The organism is Colwellia psychrerythraea (assembly GCF_000764185.1).
Taxonomy (GTDB): Bacteria; Pseudomonadota; Gammaproteobacteria; order Enterobacterales; family Alteromonadaceae; genus Colwellia; species Colwellia psychrerythraea_B.
Window position 1 is genome coordinate 32,795 of the sequence record NZ_JQEC01000004.1, and the last position, 18,909, is coordinate 51,703.

Annotated in this window: 15 protein-coding genes; 5 read left to right on the forward strand and 10 right to left on the reverse strand. The window is 36.6% G+C overall.

Annotated elements, in window-relative coordinates; translation table 11 throughout:
- Positions 1-87 precede the first annotated feature (87 nt).
- Positions 88-696: an acyl carrier protein phosphodiesterase gene (locus GAB14E_RS20065; protein WP_033080651.1), complete on the reverse strand. Its 609-nt coding sequence runs from the start codon at positions 694-696 to the stop codon at positions 88-90.
- Positions 697-949: 253 nt separating this feature from the next.
- On the opposite strand from GAB14E_RS20065, the gene ribA reads away from it, so the two are divergent.
- Positions 950-1,549: a GTP cyclohydrolase II gene (ribA, locus tag GAB14E_RS20060; protein WP_033080652.1), complete on the forward strand. Its 600-nt coding sequence runs from the start codon at positions 950-952 to the stop codon at positions 1,547-1,549.
- A 254-nt stretch (positions 1,550-1,803) separates the two neighbouring features.
- Here ribA and GAB14E_RS20055 read toward each other — a convergent pair whose 3' ends face one another.
- On the reverse strand, positions 1,804-3,012 hold the full coding sequence (locus GAB14E_RS20055; protein ID WP_033080653.1) for an acyltransferase family protein: 1,209 nt from the start codon (positions 3,010-3,012) through the stop codon (positions 1,804-1,806).
- A 113-nt stretch (positions 3,013-3,125) separates the two neighbouring features.
- On the opposite strand from GAB14E_RS20055, the gene GAB14E_RS20050 reads away from it, so the two are divergent.
- Positions 3,126-3,992, forward strand: a complete 867-nt coding sequence (locus GAB14E_RS20050) for a LytR/AlgR family response regulator transcription factor (RefSeq protein ID WP_033080654.1) — start codon at positions 3,126-3,128, stop codon at positions 3,990-3,992.
- Positions 3,993-4,114: 122 nt separating this feature from the next.
- Here the strand turns inward: GAB14E_RS20050 and GAB14E_RS20045 are convergent, their stop codons facing one another.
- The 3 genes from GAB14E_RS20045 to GAB14E_RS20035 all read right to left on the reverse strand — a co-directional run bounded on the left by GAB14E_RS20045 (position 4,115) and on the right by GAB14E_RS20035 (position 7,980).
- Positions 4,115-5,191 (reverse strand): WD40/YVTN/BNR-like repeat-containing protein, encoded by a 1,077-nt coding sequence (locus tag GAB14E_RS20045; protein WP_156115647.1) that lies wholly within the window; start codon positions 5,189-5,191, stop codon positions 4,115-4,117.
- Positions 5,192-5,217: 26 nt separating this feature from the next.
- Positions 5,218-6,144 carry a hypothetical protein gene (locus GAB14E_RS20040; protein ID WP_033080655.1) on the reverse strand — a complete coding sequence of 309 codons (927 nt, stop codon included), beginning with the start codon at positions 6,142-6,144 and terminating at the stop codon, positions 5,218-5,220.
- Positions 6,145-6,471: 327 nt separating this feature from the next.
- Positions 6,472-7,980, reverse strand: a complete 1,509-nt coding sequence (locus GAB14E_RS20035) for a dipeptidase (protein ID WP_231561966.1) — start codon at positions 7,978-7,980, stop codon at positions 6,472-6,474.
- 455 nt (positions 7,981-8,435) lie between these two features.
- Here GAB14E_RS20035 and GAB14E_RS20030 point away from each other — a divergent pair, with 455 nt between their 5' ends.
- Positions 8,436-9,380, forward strand: a complete 945-nt coding sequence (locus tag GAB14E_RS20030) for a LysR substrate-binding domain-containing protein (RefSeq protein ID WP_033080657.1) — start codon at positions 8,436-8,438, stop codon at positions 9,378-9,380.
- Between the two features lie 352 nt (positions 9,381-9,732).
- Complete coding sequence (locus GAB14E_RS20025) at positions 9,733-11,337, forward strand: ABC-F family ATPase (protein ID WP_033080658.1); 1,605 nt, start codon at positions 9,733-9,735, stop codon at positions 11,335-11,337.
- A 199-nt stretch (positions 11,338-11,536) separates the two neighbouring features.
- On the opposite strand, the gene GAB14E_RS20020 is transcribed toward GAB14E_RS20025, so the two are convergent.
- Complete coding sequence (locus GAB14E_RS20020; protein WP_033080659.1) at positions 11,537-12,289, reverse strand: substrate-binding periplasmic protein; 753 nt, start codon at positions 12,287-12,289, stop codon at positions 11,537-11,539.
- 156 nt (positions 12,290-12,445) lie between these two features.
- Here GAB14E_RS20020 and GAB14E_RS20015 point away from each other — a divergent pair, with 156 nt between their 5' ends.
- Positions 12,446-14,743 (forward strand): response regulator, encoded by a 2,298-nt coding sequence (locus GAB14E_RS20015; RefSeq protein WP_033080660.1) that lies wholly within the window; start codon positions 12,446-12,448, stop codon positions 14,741-14,743.
- A gap of 59 nt (positions 14,744-14,802) precedes the next feature.
- Here GAB14E_RS20015 and GAB14E_RS20010 read toward each other — a convergent pair whose 3' ends face one another.
- The 4 genes from GAB14E_RS20010 to GAB14E_RS19995 all read right to left on the reverse strand — a co-directional run bounded on the left by GAB14E_RS20010 (position 14,803) and on the right by GAB14E_RS19995 (position 18,861).
- Positions 14,803-15,471 (reverse strand): substrate-binding periplasmic protein, encoded by a 669-nt coding sequence (locus tag GAB14E_RS20010; protein ID WP_052093420.1) that lies wholly within the window; start codon positions 15,469-15,471, stop codon positions 14,803-14,805.
- A gap of 248 nt (positions 15,472-15,719) precedes the next feature.
- A complete protein-coding gene (locus tag GAB14E_RS20005) occupies positions 15,720-16,325 on the reverse strand; it encodes a TetR/AcrR family transcriptional regulator (RefSeq protein ID WP_033080661.1) in 606 nt (201 codons plus the stop codon).
- Complete coding sequence (locus tag GAB14E_RS20000; RefSeq protein WP_033080662.1) at positions 16,322-17,188, reverse strand: alpha/beta hydrolase; 867 nt, start codon at positions 17,186-17,188, stop codon at positions 16,322-16,324. Before GAB14E_RS20000 ends, GAB14E_RS20005 begins: the two co-directional genes overlap by 4 nt.
- Before the next feature lie 287 nt (positions 17,189-17,475).
- Complete coding sequence (locus tag GAB14E_RS19995; protein ID WP_033080663.1) at positions 17,476-18,861, reverse strand: MATE family efflux transporter; 1,386 nt, start codon at positions 18,859-18,861, stop codon at positions 17,476-17,478.
- Positions 18,862-18,909 lie beyond the last annotated feature (48 nt).

Consider the following 18,909-nt stretch of genomic DNA (forward strand, 5'->3'; position numbering starts at 1 on the left):
TGTTGTTGTTGTTGTTCTAGAATAAATGGTCTTTACATATGAATTTAACGTAGAAAGATGAAGAAATAGTGGCTAGATAGGTATTTGTTAAGCCGAGCTTCGGTTCAATGATTTAGTCTCTAGGCCATGTTTATTTACATGCTCAATCAAGTCAGGAAAAAAAGCTAAAAACACAAGCTCTAATTCAACATAGTGTCGAGTTATATCTTCAATGCTACCACTAAATTGATTAGCAAAGCGAATGCGCTTGGCAATATTATCTAGCGCAAAACCTATGCCTTCAATCGTTTCATATTCTTTAAACCAATCATTTTTTGTCATGCGCGTAACTACTTGCTGCATTTTACTAGGCATAAAGCTAATATTTTCATTGAGTAAGGCATAACTGCTTTGTTTAAACTGGCTCAAGGGTATTTTATGAAAGCTTGACCAATGCCGTATAAGGAAATGATCAAAAAGTACATCTAAGGCAATACCGGCAAACCTTCTGCGCGGTACTGAAAACAAATATTTAGCTTGTTTTACTAAAGCGTGGCTATCGGTAAATCTGTCAACCAGATAGTGGTTCTCTAAGCCTTTTTTCACTGCTGTAGATAACTGTTGAGCATGAATTTTGCCGCCAAAATCCCCTAACAGGTTACCGAAATGAGAATCTGCATTAGCTTGAGCGAAATATAGATGAGCTAAATAATTCAAAACGTTAAAGTACCTTAATTTTTATATTTTCTGAATGGAGTAGGCTGGTTGATAAATCAAGTTAATAACTATCGTATCTTGTCCTATCTTATCCTATTCGTGGTAAGCATAAGTAAGAGTAAAATTGTCGACAAAAGGTCTTACCAGTAAAGTGGTTTAGGGTATAATCTCTATAATTAAAGCCAGCGAAACTATTCGCTGGTATAATTGATAAATAAACAACTCATTTTAGGTTAGTAGATAAGTAATAGCTATGGCTGAAGTACGTACAAGAATTTCATTAAAGGTTGGTTCTAACAGTGACATCCCAGCAGAAATGGTGTCATTTAAAGCGCTTAATTCTGATAAAGAGCATGTTGCCTTAGTTTTTGCTCAGGCCGATAAATCACAGAAAGTCCCTCTGGTTAGAATTCACTCTGAATGTTTAACCGGTGATGTCTTTCATTCTTCTCGCTGTGATTGTGGTGAGCAACTTGATGAAGCTATTAATCTAATGGCTGCAGAAGGTGGTGTGATCCTTTATCTACGCCAAGAAGGGCGCGGTATCGGTTTATATAATAAGATTGATGCGTATAAGCTGCAATCTGAAGGCATGAATACCTACGAAGCGAATAACCATTTAGGTTTTGGTGATGACTTAAGAGACTTCACTGAAGCTGGACAAATGCTTGAAGCGCTTAAGATAAGTACTCTAAAGTTAATGACCAATAATCCAATTAAAGTAAAAGCATTGACAGATTATGGCCTGACGGTTGAAAAAGAAGTCAATACTTCTACTCATCTTAAAGACGGCAATGAAGATTATCTTAAAGCTAAAGTAGACAAAGCCGGTCATAAGCTTACTTTTGATTAATTTGTTTTAGTGCCTTTAGCCAAAAATCGTTGGCGAAAGGCACTGGGAGAGAATCCCAGAATAAGTGAAAAGTATTTTATACATCTACTACATCTTCAAAATATATTTGATAGGTGATAGGTAGGAAACCTGGCTTATAACTTACCAATGATTCACAAGTTCTTACTTTTAAAAGTAGGAACTCGTCTCTGAGCTAGTATAAGTTTAGTGTCTTTAGTTGACAACAGGCCTTTATTAGCGCTGTTGTCTTGTCGCTAAATAGACCGTTTACTTTGAAATCGCCATTGTATGGAGTACTTTTTTTTAACTGTTTTCATACCACAAAGCAGGCGTAAAATATTTACCCGTCGAATCACTTCATATCCAATCAAACAACCGGCAACTGTCATTGAAAGTAATAACATTGCTTCTAATAGCGAATTTAACAGCAAGGGTTTTAACCACCAGGCGAAAACAATAATTAAGGTCTGGTGCAAAATGTACCAGGGTAAAATAGCCTTTGTTGCATAACTTAGTATTGGACTTGGTCGGTTAAGGTAGAAACCGGCGAAGCCGACCACACAAAATAACCATGCCCAGTGATTTATTGAGAAAATGAAGCCATAAAATAGTTTAACTTGTAGGTTAGTCTCGAACTGACTCGCTAGAGCCGTAAAAGCATCGTGTCTGTCTGCAATGATGAGAATGTACGCTAAAATTGCTACTACCAGTAAAATTAGTCGCTTATCAATAACAAATTTCCACCAGAATTTCTGTAAGACAAAGAAATAACCTAGGGTGAAAACTAATAAGTATTTTCCGTGATTATACCAATCGTTAATTAATGCATTAGTGGGCGGATAGTCTTGTCGAAGCATAAACCAAACAAAAGTTAAGGCTAAAACAGCCATCGAAAAAGCTAATGTTGCTGGTATATTCTTAAGTAATTTACTATTGGCTAATTTATTAAGTGGTGATTTTAATATGATAAAGATAAGGCTATATACCCATAAATAAGGTAAAAACCATAAGTGATTCCAGGTGAGTAAACCTATTATGGTGTGGTGATCGCGTAGTAAGTCTGTATTGGGATTGATGTAGCTATGCCAAAAGCTTAAATACCCAGGGACTATTAAATTCTGACTTAGCGCTTCGTAGTAAATCTGGGGCACAACAATAACAAACATACCAAAAAGTAACGGAATTAATAATCGTGAGGTTCGTGATTTAGTCAAGTGCAAAGCCGAATATCGTGGTTGTACTAATGCCAAGGCAATGCCGCCAATAAAAAATAACAGCGACATTCGCCACGGATTAGTTAATATCATAATATCTTGTAATATTGTCGATGTTGCTTCGCTTTTTATATGCCAACCCCAGTCGGTTACATAGTACATACCAACGTGGTATAAAATTAATACGCCAAATGCCAACGTTCTTAACCAGTCAATATCATAGTGACGTTCATTATTATTGTAAGTCATGCCTTTCTCCATTAAGATTTTACCAAACAGTTTGACAAAAACCTTCTTGTTGAAAAACACCTAAGTGCTTATGATGACTGGCTTTAGGGATAAACGGTGGAATAGTGGGATAAATGAATAGCACTCAATTTGAACAAATAGAAAAAAATAAAACCCTCTACGGCTACTTTGTGGTGGGTGTCTACTTGTTTATCAATAGTATTATTAACGCTTCTACTGTTTGGATGGAACACAGCCGTCATGGCGAGCCAAGTATTTCGTTATGGGAACCTTTTACTTGGGAGTTCAGTAGTGCGTTAGCTACCTTGTGCATATTTCCGGCAATAATTTGGCTTTTTAAACGTTATCCTCCACGTCTTATAGAGATAAAAAAGCAACTGCTAACTCATTTAATTGGCTCAATACTTTTCTCTTTAGCGCACGTTCTTATCATGATTACCATTCGAGAGGGCGTGTATTTTATCAATAGTGGCAACTATGACTTCGGTTCTATATCTAGGGAGCTTTGGTATGAGTATCGAAAAGATGCCAGGGGCTATCTGTTCTTTTTCTTCATCTTTCATATGGTGCAGTACATCTATAGTCGTCTTAAAGGCGAAGCCAGTCCGATTGCTGAAAATGAAGAGCAAGCTGATAAAGAGGAAGGGAATAAAATCCCCAAACATTTTCTAGTAAAAAAATTGGATAAAGAATTTCTAGTTAAAGTCTCCGATATTGAGTGGCTTGAGTCCTGTGGCAATTATGTCAACCTACACAGTAAGGGGCGGATATACCCATTGCGGTCGACCTTGGCTAACATAGTCAATCGAATAGAAACCTTGGGTTTTAGCCGTATTCACCGTAGCCATGCTATTAATCATAATGAAATTGAGAGTATCAGCTACCTACCAAGCGGTGATGGCGAGATTTCTTTTAAATCAGGCACTAAGTTAAAGCTATCACGTAGTTATAAAGAGGCGTTTAAAAAGGTATTTAGTTAATATTAACTGGCGCGATCTTTAGCAGTGTCGCTCTAGATAGTCGCAACAGAGGTTAAAGCATGAATCACCTGCTAATTACGTGTTAGCCGATACTTCAAGAGAATAGAATTGTATTTATCTGATTATTGACGAAAGGAATAGATGGCTACATTTCCCTTGGCACCCGCGCCTAAAAACAAACCTTGATTACTTGCTAAGGTATAAAAGCCGTGGTTATTTTTTTCTGCCGAAGTATTGGCTAAAATGCGCCAGCTTAGCCCACCATCAAAAGAAATGTCATTGCTGTTTTTTCCGGTAGTAATACATACCAGGCCTTCACAGCGCATTGCTGTTCTTAAACCGTGTTGGCCAGTATCAACAATAGCCCATTGATCGTTGTGAAAAGTTGCCATGTTAGCGTAGTTGCCAGCCCTTTGTTTATAATCACCACCGATAATAAAAACCTGCTGTAAATGATTAATCGCTAAGCTATAGCCTCCAGCTGTTGATGTCTCGTTATATAAGGGCACACTTTGTCGTTGCCATGTTTCACCAAAATCTTCACTGGTATAAATGGAGGCAGAGTCTCCTCCTGTGGCAAACCAAGCATCGCCATGTTCACCAACTATTATGCTATTACCACTAGCCGCAAAGGCTGACTCATTAGTAAGTATTTTCGGAATGTTTTGGGCTTGAATACGTCGCCAGGTTTTACCGCCATCAATTGTTCTTTTAATAACATAATAACCATCAACAGGATCGCCCAAAAGCAAACCATTATCTTTATCCCAAAAAGCGATGGCATCAAAAAAACCTTGTTCATCTTGATTTTCATATAACAATGACCAACTATTGCCGCCATTAATCGTTTTATAAAGCACCGAGTCTTTGCCACTGCCAATGCCCATAACAATAGCCGTATTAGCGTCAAATAATTCAATATCTCTAAAGTCAGTGGTAAGCTCAATTGTTAAAGATTTATCCTGCCATGTTTTGCCGCCATTTTGACTGACAAACACCGAATTATTACTACCAGTTACCCAAAGTGAATCTTCTATTACCGCACTACCGCGAAATGAGGTTGTTTTGGGTAAATCCTGATATTGCCACTGTGGTAAATTGGCTATAGTGTCAGCAAAACTTACCGATGTGGTAAGCGTTATTGTGCAGGTAAGCGTGAATATCATACCTGTTAGTGCTAGCTTTATATTGTTAAACATAGGTCATTCCATTCGCTATATGTTCGTTATATATTGGTAGTTGTAGGCTTTGTTATTACTCGCTCTTTAGTGACTTGGTCGAGCTTAATCATATAAGAATTTCTCCCTATGCCAACGAACTCTTCATCGGTAAAGATGATGGTATTATCATCAGAAAAAGTTACTGCTTCTTTTTGAGTGACTATGCCTAAATCAATTTTATAGGCATCGCCTGAAAAAAAATTATCGTCTTGCCAGTTCTCAAATAACCATAATCGCTCTGAGTCTAATAATACTAGCTTTGTTCTGTCAGGACTTAACGCCGCAGAAGTTATCCAACAAAGTTTTGCATAGGTGGTACAGGTATTAAAATTACTAACAAAATCGGCTTGATAATTATCGGCATGGTCGCCAATTTTGTATAAATTAGTATCGCCATCAAAAGGCTCTGTACGGTTTTTTGAAAACAGGTATAAATGATTTTTGTAAAAAACAAAGGCTTCTAAATCAAAGTTTTTTTCTGAATCTTTTGGCGGGAAGTTTAACTGCTCAGGGAAGGTAAATTTAATTATTTCAGCCTGAGTTTCAGTGCCTTTTATATCGATGGGGTTTTCAATTTTATAAATGGTTAACCATTTACGTATATTGTCATTGTTACCAAAGTCACCAATAAAAAAATGGCCAAAATCATCTTGAGTCATATCCTCCCAATCGAGATTTTGAGCATTGGTAATGGTGATTGTTTTGATCACTTTACCATCACTTTGTATTTGATGTACTTGCGCTAAATTACCGCCATCATTAATGCCCCAAAAGTTACCCGCTTTGTCAACTTCAATGCCAGAAATTTCTTTAAGTTTACTGTCTAAAGTGACTAATTTACTGCTATAAAGCTGATGAGTTGCAGTCAAAGTAAGTACTAACACCACTAGAGTACATATGAGTGTTATTGCATAAACCGATTTTTTTATCATTAACTTTCCAAATAGAGTGATACTTTGACCAAGGAAAAATCTATAAAGACAAGCCAATATGGTGGGGTTAATTAACAACAGCAAAGTGATTGATTATTAACAGGCCATAGGCATGAATGTTTACTTAAATTCATATTATCGATTTACTGGCACGCTAAAATAGCACAGCTAGATTAATTTATGTGCTATTTTTTTTGTTACTCTGGGTAGGGATATAATGGGTAATCATTTTTAGTGGCCATTTTATCAGATATGCCGGTTAGCAATCAAAGTGCACTCTGAAACATGCATCTTGAATGGTTACGGGTATAGGTATGTTAATTAAACTTACTTTGCTAGTTCAATAAGTACAGCAGTGTACATTTTCAGGTTTAATACAAACTGTTCTTTGGTAATAAATTCGTGTTCTGAATGCCCAGTGTACTCTGTTCCTGGCATTGAAGGGCCAAAGCTGACAGCATTAGGGAAAAGCCTTGAATTAGTGCCTCCCCCAATAGAGATAGGCTTAGCATCGATGATGCCAGTGTAAAATGAAAATACCTCGAGTAAGGTGTCAATTTGTGGCGCATTGGTTTGCACAAAGGGTTCGTTGATTTCATTGCTAACATTTAATAGTGTTATTTGGTTTTCATGTTGCCATTTATCCAATGTAGAGCTAATTTCATTTTTTAACTGCTGGCTAGTTTTTCCACTAGGTCTGCGAATATTGATATTTAGCTGCATTCCCTTAGGTGTAGTTTTAAGCACGGTTGGTTGTACTGACATTGGTCCCATAAAATCATCGCTATAGGCGATATCACCAAATTTCTCACCATATAAGCCTGTACCTAGATGATCATTAAGAAAATTAACCAAGGCGCCGCTGGTATTATTTGGCCAATGATTGACTGATAATAAATCTGCTAGATGGGTAATGGCATTCACGCCATGTTCAGGCTTAGAAGAATGAGCTGATTTTCCTCGAGCGCTAATGCTTAAACGTTTACCCTGCCATTGGTAGTTATAACTCATACCAGTGTGGGACTTAGCGGCTCGTTTAATTTTTGTTAATAACCCTTGATTGGCATTTTCTATAGTTACTTGAGCATCTTCTGGAATTTGACTGCCAAAAAAGCCACCAGTAAATTCACTGATATAGGTTTTATTTGAGTTATAGCGTGTTTTTGGAAAAGTCATACTTATAGTGCCATAACCTTTCTCTGCTGTTACCACAGGGTATTCAGCATCAAGGGTTATGTTAACTTGTGGCAGTGAGTGTTGTTTGATGTGTTGGCGTAATGGCTCCCAATCGGACTCTTCCGCCATATATACATATAACTCAATACGTTTATTAAGCTTAATTTTTAAATCTTTAATAGATTTCATTGCATAAAGCGCGTTACTTATTGGTCCTTTATCATCCTCTGTTCCTCTACCAATCAGCTTTCCTGGCTCAGAAGTTTCATCAAGAATTAATGGCGATTGTGCCCATTTATTTGCATTAAAAGGTTGGATGTCACCATGAGTGATCATACCTACACGCTGGTCGCTTTCGCCAAGTCCTATCACAATTACATAACCATAATCGGTATAGTCAAAACCCAGTTGTTTGGCTTGTTTGGCAAGCTCGGCTTTAAATTGTTGGTGAATAGGGTTTTCGGTCGAGGCTAAGCCTGTTTTTGCAATGGTATTAAATGTCATTAATTGACGCAGACTTTCGGTCATTTCACTTTGGTAAGTTGCTTCAGCGTATTGTGCCGTCTTTTTAGCAATATCAGCTACACCAGCAAATGTTTGCAAGGGCAAAAATAAAGCGACTGAGGTCAACAAGTAAGATAAATAGTTAGTTTTTTTCACAGAGATGTTCCTATAGCTTTATATGTTCATTTAGCGAGAAAGAATTTTTTATTTAGCATTATTACTACTTTTGATAGATAGCTTTTGATAACCCTAGCTTATTTGAAATATTAGCAAGCCGCTGATTGAATGTACTAACCGAGTTAGTTATATTTTCGCAGCAGTTATCTTGCTTTATGTTGTTCGACGCTTCTTTATTGCTTTTTATGGCTGATGTAACATTCATTTTATTTACCCCTTTATGTAACTTAACGCTATTGTGCCAAGATAAATTTAGCAGAACCAACAATAATAATTTAACTCGCCCATAAGTAAGGCTTATACAAGTTGCTGACAGGATATTTTCTGATATTGTAGAGTTAGAGCTTATTTAGCTTTAAGTAAGTTTGACAGTAAGCTCTAAAGTGAAGATTCACACAAATATTATTATCATAATAAATCGCAGGAGAGTGAGGATGGATAAAAGGTTAAAGCAGCTAAACAATTTAAGAAGTTTTGAAAGTGCAGCTCGTCATCAAAGTTATAGTAAAGCAGCAAAAGAATTGTTTGTCACACAAGCCGCTGTCAGCCAACAAATGAGGCAGCTTGAAGCTGCTATGGGCAGTCAGTTGTTTGTTCGTAACGGGAGAAAAATGCAATTAACCGAAAGTGGTGAAAAGCTTTATACGGCGACTCATAAAGCGTTCGATACATTGTTAAAAGGTTTTAATAGCATTCAAACTGAAGAGGTCGCTGGCACCTTAACCATCACTTCCACCCAAGCGTTTACCTCGTTATGGCTTATGCCTAGGTTGTATAAATTTTCTATTAAACATCCTGAAATTAAAATAAAGGTGGTTGCCTCAAATTGTATTGAAGATCTCCGTCAAGGTCATATAGATCTTGCCATTCGTTTTATAACAACAGGTGAAGTCGATACTAGTGATGATATGGTTTATGAGTTTATCGCCGAAGACCATGTATACCCGGCCTGTTCGCCACAACTGGTCACTGAATATAATTTTAAAGAGCCAAGCGATGTTTTAAATTGCTGGTTGGTGAGTTTAGAACATCAAGGCCCCATTAATTGGCCTGCTTGGTTTAAAAAGGCGGGTGTTGAAAATTATCAATGCCATAAAAAATGGACTGAAGTCAGCTCTGGAGATATGGCATTAAGTGCAGTATTAAGTGGCCATGGTTTTACTTTAGCTTCACAAGCGTTATTTTCTCAATACGTAAACACTGGCCAATTGGTTATTCCTTTTAATATTAAACATCCAGTATCGTTTAAACGATATTTTGTTTTTGATCCTAATTCGGCGAAGAAAGCCCGCCTTGATGTCTTTATTGCTTGGCTCAAAGAGGAAACCCAGCTCGATGATCAAAGTACCATGGAAGCTATAAGTCAGGCTAATTTATAAGCTAGATTATAAAAAGACCGTATAACTATGTATTGCGCAGCAACTAATAAGTGCTGAAATTACGCATCTTGAAAGTTTAAAATTTTGTAAATATAGCCAATTATTATGAGGAATACATTATCGTTAATTACAATTATTGGCAAATAATTTTAAGATAAAAACCTAGCTGATTAAAAAAACATCACTTTATGGTGAAGATTATATTTTGTTCGCCTCGGTATTGCTGTATAATGCGCGACCTTATTATTTTGAGTCTTGTTGTTGATTACTGAGTTACTTCCCGCTTACGGAAAACAGTATTTTTAAACAATAAAACACTCAAAAAGCAGTTTGTAAAACTTAGGAATATCTTTTGATCACTACATCTAACATTACTATGCAATTTGGCGCTGAGCCGTTATTTGAAAACATTTCCGCTAAATTTGGCAACGGTCACCGCTACGGTTTGATTGGCGCAAATGGCTGTGGCAAGTCTACATTTATGAAAATACTTAGTGGTGAATTAACGCCAAGCTCTGGCAATATCTCGGTAAGTACGGGTAACAAAGTAAGTACCTTGGGCCAAGATCAGTTCGCCTTTGAAGAGTTCAATGTTATTGATACTGTAATCATGGGTGATATGCCGTTATGGAAAGTTAAACAAGAACGTGACGCTATTTACGCTCAAGAAGAAATGAGTGAAGCCGATGGTATGCGTGCTGGTGAATTAGAAAGTGAATTTGCTGAAATGGACGGTTACACCGCAGAAAGTCGTGCTGGTGAAATCTTATTAGAAGCAGGCATTGAGGAGTCTTTTCACTACGGTACTATGCAGCAAGTTGCACCAGGTTGGAAGTTACGTGTATTACTAGCACAAGCGCTTTTTGCTAACCCTGATATTTTGCTACTTGATGAGCCTACCAACAACTTGGATATTCATACCATCAGTTGGTTAGAAGGTGAATTGAACAAACGTAAATGTACTATGATCATCATTTCTCATGATAGACATTTCCTTAATTCAGTTTGTACTCATATGGCGGATATTGATTACGGTGAATTACGTATTTATCCGGGTAACTATGAATTCTTCCTAGAGCAATCGGCTTTATTACGTGAACAGTTATTATCAGGTAATGTTAAAAAAGCTGAAGAAATTGCCGAGCTACAAGACTTTGTTAACCGTTTTGGCGCTAATGCTTCAAAAGCAAAACAAGCGAGTTCTCGTGCTAAGAAAATGGATAAAATTAAACTTGATGATGTTAAGTCGTCGAGTCGTATCACACCAAAAATTGCCTTTGCGCCGGGTAAAAAAATGCATCGTCAAGCATTAGAACTTGAAAATCTAGGTCATGGTTTTGATGGCGAAGTATTATTTGAAAAAGGTGATTTATTGCTTAAAGCGGGCGATAAATTAGCTATTATCGGCGAAAATGGTGTTGGTAAAACCACCTTGTTACGCTGTTTAATGAGTGAATTAGAGCAAACTGAAGGTGTGATTAAGTGGTCAGAAAATGCATCAGTGGGTTATTGTCCACAAGATAGCGGCTCATTTTTTGATAATGACTTAACACTAATGGATTGGATGTCACAATGGCGTAGACCTTGTCACAACGATTTAAGTGTTCGCGGCATGTTAGGACGTATGTTATTTACTGATGATGATGCCAACAAAAAAGCGCGTAACTGCTCAGGTGGTGAAAAGAACCGCTTGTTATTTGGTCGCTTGATGATGGCTGATATCAATGTTTTGATTATGGATGAGCCAACCAACCACATGGATATCGAAGCAATCGATGCCTTAAATAATGCGTTGAAAGATTTTGAAGGTACACTTATCTTTGTAAGTCATGACCGTGAGTTTGTTTCAAGCTTGGCAACACGTATTATCGATATTAAAGATAAAAGGTTAGTTAACTTCCAAGGTTCATTAGATGAATACCTTGCTAGTCAGTTAGCAGCACAGAAAGTTGCTTAACTAATATTAAAATATATTAGGCTAGGTAAATATGAGTAAAATATTAAACTCATATGATTTTTAGCTGTTACAAACGTCTCGAAAACAAAAAGAGTGAATTTATTTCACTCTTTTTTTTGATCTCAATATTATTAATATGGAGATTTTTGTGCGCTACCACTGAACTGAACTTTAAATTAGTGGTGATATTTCCTGAGCATTAATACGCTTCGATAATCTTTTCTAAATTGCCTGTTTGATATAGTTTATCTAATGATTCTTCGAGGTGTCTTTGCAGCTCTTTGTCGAATTTAGGTGACATGGCTAAGTGCAAATCATAATTTTCGATGACTTTAGAAAAATTATGTAAATTATAATCTTTAGTGGCTAACTCTTCTTTTTTGAGATTGTATTTAATACGGACATCCATTTCGACAAACCCCGCTTTATCTTTTAACCTATTAACCACTTTAAACGCTGATTTATAGTTTTTTACACTGATTGCTTTAATGCGCTTTTCAGCAATATGTTCTTCTAAACCAGGATAATTAAAACCGTGTAATAAGATAACTGTTTTACCAAATAAATCCTCGGCTGAATTAATATCAAAGTCTTGCTGGGTGGACGTTAATAATGAATGTTGAACATTAAATACCGGTAGTTTTGATAAGTTAGCCGATTGTACTCCCGGCCAGTTTGGCGAACCGAAAGTAATCCAGTTTTCAATATCGCCTTTCTCAAGCATGCTGATCATTCTATTAAATGGCAGGGTATGTATTTTTAGCTCGTATTCAGGGCTAGAAAATATCTCTTTAACAATGTCGGTAATGATACCTGTATGGTGTTTTTTGTTTTGATGATTTTGAAATGGCTGAGCTTGGTCTTGAATTACCATGTAATTTATTTCAGTGGCGGCTTTGCTGCTAGTCGCTATAAATAACAGTATCAATGAAGCAATTTTGAGTATATGCATTTCACTACCCTGTGAGTAAGTTAGAAGTTTATTTAAATCTAGTTATAGATTGTCAAATTTGCAAAAAAACTCGTTGTTTACTAGCCTAAAAGTAGTAACTTAAAAGGTTTTTTAAGTATTTTTCGGTTTCTATTATGTAAAGGACAACATGCTAGAATGAAGTTTAAAAATTCAATCGCTAAACAGCTACTAATATGGATCATGTTATCTAGCTCTTTATTGACCCTAATTATTACATCAATCCATTTATTTGTTGATTATAACAATGATATGTCGGCACTTGACGAACGCTTAATCCAGATTGAAACTAGCTACTTGCCAGCAATAAGCAACGCGCTTTGGGTGGAAGATGATGAACAAATAAACGTGCAAATTAAGGGTATCAAGAACTTACCAGATATAGCCTTAGTACAATTAATTCGTGAAGGTGACATTGTTGTTGAAGAAGGTATAGATGATACTGAATATTCCCGGGTAGGTCGATGGCCGATAAGTTATCTTTATGAGGATCAGGCAACGGTCTTGGGTGAACTATATGTGGTTAGTGACTTATACCCCGTTTATCGACGCTTAGCTGACAAAGTTTTACTGACACTAATCACTCAAGGCGCTAAAACCTTTATTATTTCTTTTGCTATTTTATCCATTGTTTATCTTATTGTCGGTCGCCACTTAACCTTTTTGGCTAAGGCAATGTCGAAAAGTGCTAAGTCTGTTAAAAATCATCAGAATATCAAGTTGGAGGGTAAAGAAAATAAAGTTGATGATGAGCTGAATTACCTCGTTCGATCATATAATGATATGTGCCATATGCTAAAAAATTCCTTCGAAAAGTTAGAAGTCGAAAAAGAAAAAGCTGAAGAAGCTAACCGATTAAAAAGTGAATTTTTAGCGAATATTAGCCATGAGGTCAAAACGCCGATGAACGGGGTTTATGGTATGACAATGTTGCTGTTGCGAACCCCACTTGATAAGAAACAATATGAATTTGCTAAAACAATTGAGAAAAGTGCCAACCATATGCTGGATTTGCTTAACAGCATTTTAGACTTTTCTAAAATAGAAGCGGGTAGATTAGAAAAAGATGAGCATAACTTTGAGCTAAAGGAGTTTTTAAATGATGTAGTGGTATTATTTAACCCTACTGCTGAAGAAAAAAAATTAAAACTTACCTTAGATATCGAAACCGAACTAGATCATTATGTTATTGGCGATTCAACCAAATTAAAACAAGTCTTAACAAACCTTATTAGTAACGCAATAAAGTTTACTCAAGAGGGCAGCATAAGCCTTAAAGCCACAGTTACCCAATCAACGGAGCAATATTACCAAGTAGAGTTTTCAGTAACAGATACGGGTATGGGAGTTGCTGAAGATAAAATTGAAAGTATTTTTGATAAGTTTAGTCAAGCTGAGAATTCCACCACTCGAGTTTATGGCGGTACCGGTTTAGGTTTAGCTATATCTAATCGTTTGGTCGACTTTATGGGCGGAAATCTCATGGTCAAAAGCGAAGAGATGTTAGGCAGTTGTTTTTACTTTTCGTTGAAGCTTATCAAAGCTGAATCGACAGTAATGGTTCCAGCAGATGACTTGGGCTGTCTTTATAATAAGCGTGTCTTGGTGGTTGATGATCAACCCTTTAATACCCGATTATTATCAGAACTGTTAATCTCGTGGCAAATGAAAGTAGCTGTATTAAATGATCCTCTGTTAGTGGTTACCACCCTAAAAGAATTTGATAAAAAAAAGGAACATATTGATTTAGTATTTTTAGATAAGAGTATGCCAGAGCTTAGTGGTTATGGAGTATTTAAGCTCATCAAGCAAGATTCACTTAATAAAAACTTCAAAGTAATTATGACATCTGCCTATGCCAATGAAGCTGATATTAAGCATTGTCATGAATTGGGCATAGATGCTTTATTAGAAATTCCGGTGTCACCTGAAAAAATACATCAAACTATTTTAAAAGTAATGCTTAACAAGGAGGTCAAAGTTCAGCAAGAAAACTCAACGGAAGTAGAGTGCCAATTGAAAAAGAAACAGCTGGCTATTTTAGTTGTTGATGATTCACAAATAAATCGTAAAGTGTGTACCAATATGGTTGAGGGAATTGCCGGCACTGTAGTCACAGCTAATGATGGCAAACAAGCCGTCGAAGTCTGGCAGCGAGAGCGTTTTGATATTATTTTAATGGATTGTCACATGCCAATTATGGATGGTATATCTGCGACCAAAGAAATACGTAAACTCGAAAAAGAGAGCCCAAGGCATACCATTATAATTGCTATTACTGCGAGTGACCTTGAGATTGAACGAAACAGATGCTTTGAGGCAGGCATGGATGGTTTCATCGCTAAACCTTATAGCCCAAATGATTTATGGCAAGCTATTCATGAGAGTCTAAATGCCAAAGCAGGGACTGCGGAGCAAAATAAAATAACCTTTTAATGCTAATAATTGTATCGCCTTGCTTACCTCACCTGACAGATTATGAATCACTATCTGTATTATTGATGTTTTGATATTATTTCGTTAATTTTTCCTTGGTCAAGCAAACGCTGAAAACTGTTAAATATTTTGTTTATTAATTGTTCATCGACAGACTGCTTACTTAAGGCAAAATACACAGGGTTCTTATGAAATATTAACGGTGGAAACCAAACATTGCTAAATTTTTCATCGTTATTTATGCCATGAATAACATGACGCTTTGCTTCTAAAAAACCACTTATTCTACCGCGTTCGAGCAGCTTTAATTTTATGTCATTATTGGGAACATGGACAAATAACTCGGTATACTTTTCATTATCGATCAACCTTTGTATTGCCTCACCATAATAGGCGTTTCGTTGTATAGCTACTGGTTTATCTAATTTAAGAATATCATCAACTTTAGTTAAGTTATGTTCAACAGTTTTATAGGTGGCAAAAACTATCTCTTCATTGCGAATAGGGCCGATAAAGTAATATAGAGGCTCTCTTTCTGGCGTTTTAGAGACGTTAATCATTAAATCAATTTCACCTCTCGCGAGCATTAATAAAGCTCTTGCCCAAGGCGTTTCTAATATATTGAAATTACAATCAGCCTCATTCAAAAGAGCTTTTGTGAGGTCAATATCAATACCAAACCATTCATCATTGTGGCTTTTATGGGACTCAGGTGAAAAGTGCTCCAAGCGAATGTCCAGCTGGCAGCTATAAGCGTTAAATGTTATGAAACAAAGAAATAACAGGGAGCACTTTCTCATGAGTTTACTCAAATTCATTCACTCTTTTTCAGTATAGGTTGATAAAAGAAGATGTTCTAACAAAGCATTGGCGTAACTCTGTCTTGGTGATTGTAGGTAGGAATATATTACGATCAAATCGGAAAATTCTTCTGGCAATAAAAAATAGGGGGCTTGGTAGAGTAATGACTTTCTGTTTAGTGAGTTTTTATTTGGTATTGCTTTAATAATCTAGCAACACTTTTTTTAAATAATGCATCAGAGGCATTAATTGGCGCTGTGTGTTGCGTAATTGCATGACCCAAATATAAGCTGTAAAGTTCATAAGCAATGGCGACGCTTTCAATATCAGCGGTTAATTTATTTTGCTCAACACAACGTACAATTCTATGGGTGAGGTAGTTGATCAACCTATTTTGTTGATCAATAGTAAAAGTTCTTACTTTCGATGGCGGCCGATTTTGAAATTCAACAACGGCTTTAATAAAAGGGCAGCTTACTTGGTGTTCTTTAAACATTTCACTGGTCCAATCGGCCCAGTTTTCGAGCAATGTTATTACGTGATCAAGAGGATCTTCTCGCCATGCAGTTTTTATTACTCGTTCTCTAAATAATTCTTCACCAAATTCTAATATGGCAATTTGCATATCTTCTTTGTTTTCAAAGTGCGAAATAACCCCTGTTCTTGATAAATTACATAACTTAGAAACTGTACCTATAGTTATATCGGCAAGGCCATATTTACTGCTATGTATTATGCTTTGTTTAAGTATTTCTAAACGAGTGCGTTCGCCTTTGTTCATTGGGAAGAGAGAACCTGAGTTATATTATTAATGACGTTAGTATCGCTTAATATTCTTCTATGACCAAGTCCTTGTGTTTCAATTAAAGGAGTATTTTCTTGTTTTAAGAACTGTGTAACGTCTGCAAAGGGTGCATATCTGTCTTGGCGATCATGAATAAAAGTTAAATCGAAGGCTAACTTATCACGGTTACTTTCTGTCGTTAATTGTTGCCATGATTTACCATGCTTATGGCTGATACTCTCTAGTACTCGCGATAGCAACTTGCTTGAAATTCCCGCTTGTTCCACTTTTTCAAACATTAACTCGAAAAAATTAATGGGTGAGGAAATTAGAATGATTTTTTTGTTTGCTAATAAGTAACTAGGTAAATTTAATGTGGCAATCGCCCCCATAGAGTGGCCAATAACCGCGCTAACCTTGATACGCTCTTCATGAAAGTGTTCTATAAGTAAATCAAGAGATTCAATAAAGCTGAGTAAATGTGATTTACTGCCTGTTGATTTACCATGACCAATATGATCAATTGCGGCTATTACATAACCTTGCTCGGTTAATGCAATGATCATTTCCTCAAAACTATTACTGTTATCTCCCCAACCATGGCTGACTATAATAACTCGGCTACCAGTGCCAAATAGGTTAATGTGAGCAATGCCCATTGATGTTTGTAAGTTTAGCTCTTTTGTTGGCTTGATCTGCTGAAAGTCATACTTACGTCTACTATAAGGTTTCATTAATATATTCTCCCCTAGAAAAGAACTAAACCTAGGCGCTAACCTACTCAATGTTGCGGTCATGCTTCGTGCAATTGAAGCTAAACCAAACTTTGAACCAGCATTGTTAAAATAACTAAACTTCATATCCATTATCCGTAAATAAAAATAGTACGACTGTGTTTTTATAATAGTTAGACTGTACTATTTTGTAAAGGTTTTGTTGCTCGGTAAATGATATTTAGTAGGAAGGGTTTACTAGGCGATGATCATTGGCATATTAGTTTGAAGGGATAAAGGTTCCCGGGCTTCAGTTTTATTAGTAAGCATAATGTATAAATTATGCTTACTTTGATTGTTAACAAAGCAGATTAGTGTTCTAGCTAGCTGATAGCTTTACTTTTCTTTAGCGTATCATCAGGCTGGTTAGATACCTAATTATTCGCTGAATGGGTATTTATTGATAAATTATTGGGTAAATTAGTTTCCGGCAAGCGCTTGTTAAACTCTCGTTTTAAAAAGTAAAAACTTACCGATGCTTGAATACAAACAGTTAGCACTGAGACATACCAAAGTTGTTCTATCTGAAAACCATCTTGTTGTGATAACCATAAAGCAGGAATAATAAAAGTAATCAAGCGCGTTGCAGTACTAAATAATGCAGGCATAGTATTACCGAGCGATTGAAACATACCCGAGCAGGTAAAAACTATGCCTGAGGGTACAAAATTCCAGCAAATTATTTGTAAAAACATCACACTAATTAACAGTACTTCTTTGTCATCAGAAAAACCTTGTACCATTAATTCAGCTTGGCTTAAACACGCTAAAGTGAGCATCGCCATCAGCGAGCAAGTCATAATGGCAGACCAAGTAAAGGTTTCTCTCACTCTTCGATAATTTTTGGCGCCAAAGTTTTGCCCTGCAATAGCTGGTGCAGCGAAGGCTATAGCCATTGCCGGTAAAAATAATGATTGCATAATGCGTGATCCTAAGCCAAACCCAGCTTGTGCATCGGCGCCAAAAGGTTGAATTAACCAATAAATGGTGGCCATATATACAAACATCAAAAAGAATTCGCCACCTGCGGGTAAACCGATAGCGAGTAGTTTTTTAATACGGGGTAGATTAATACGCCAAAGCGTGAAATTAACGCTGACGTATTTATCTGAAACTCTAAAGTAATAACATAAGAGGACTACCGCAAAAATAACCGATATTGAGCTAGCAAAGCCAGCGCCAGCAATACCCATTTCATAACTCGTTCCCCAGCCAGCTATCAATATTGGCGACAAGATAATGTTCACCAAAATAGAGAGTGTTTGAATAACCATAGTTGGCTTAACAATACCGGTACCACGTAATGCTGCGCTAATAGAAACCATTAGAAACTGTAAAGCCATACAGGGAATAAACCAATGCAGATACGCTAAGCCCATGTTCACAGTATCTACGTCTTGTGATATTAAGCTAAGGTAAGCCTCGGCTCCTAAATAGCCAATAATACAAACCACAGCACCAGTGACAGTTGATATCATCATGGATTGATTAAAGGTTAAATTAGCGTCTGTTTGATCCTTTGCGCCCACAGCATGAGAGATAAGTGCAGCAGTACTAACATTAAGTATTTGGGTGAGTGCGAAGATTAAAAACATGGCATTACCCGCCAAGCTCAAGCCAGCGAGGGCGGCAGCTCCTAATTTACCAACAAAGTATAAGTCGACGATAAAATAGAGTGTTTGAATAAACATGCCTATCATCATGGGTAATGCCATGTTGATTAGGTGTTTAGGGATTGAGCCTTGGGTAAGATCTTTCATCTACTATGAAATCCATTGTTATGTAACTATTTGAAGAAAAGTAATGCC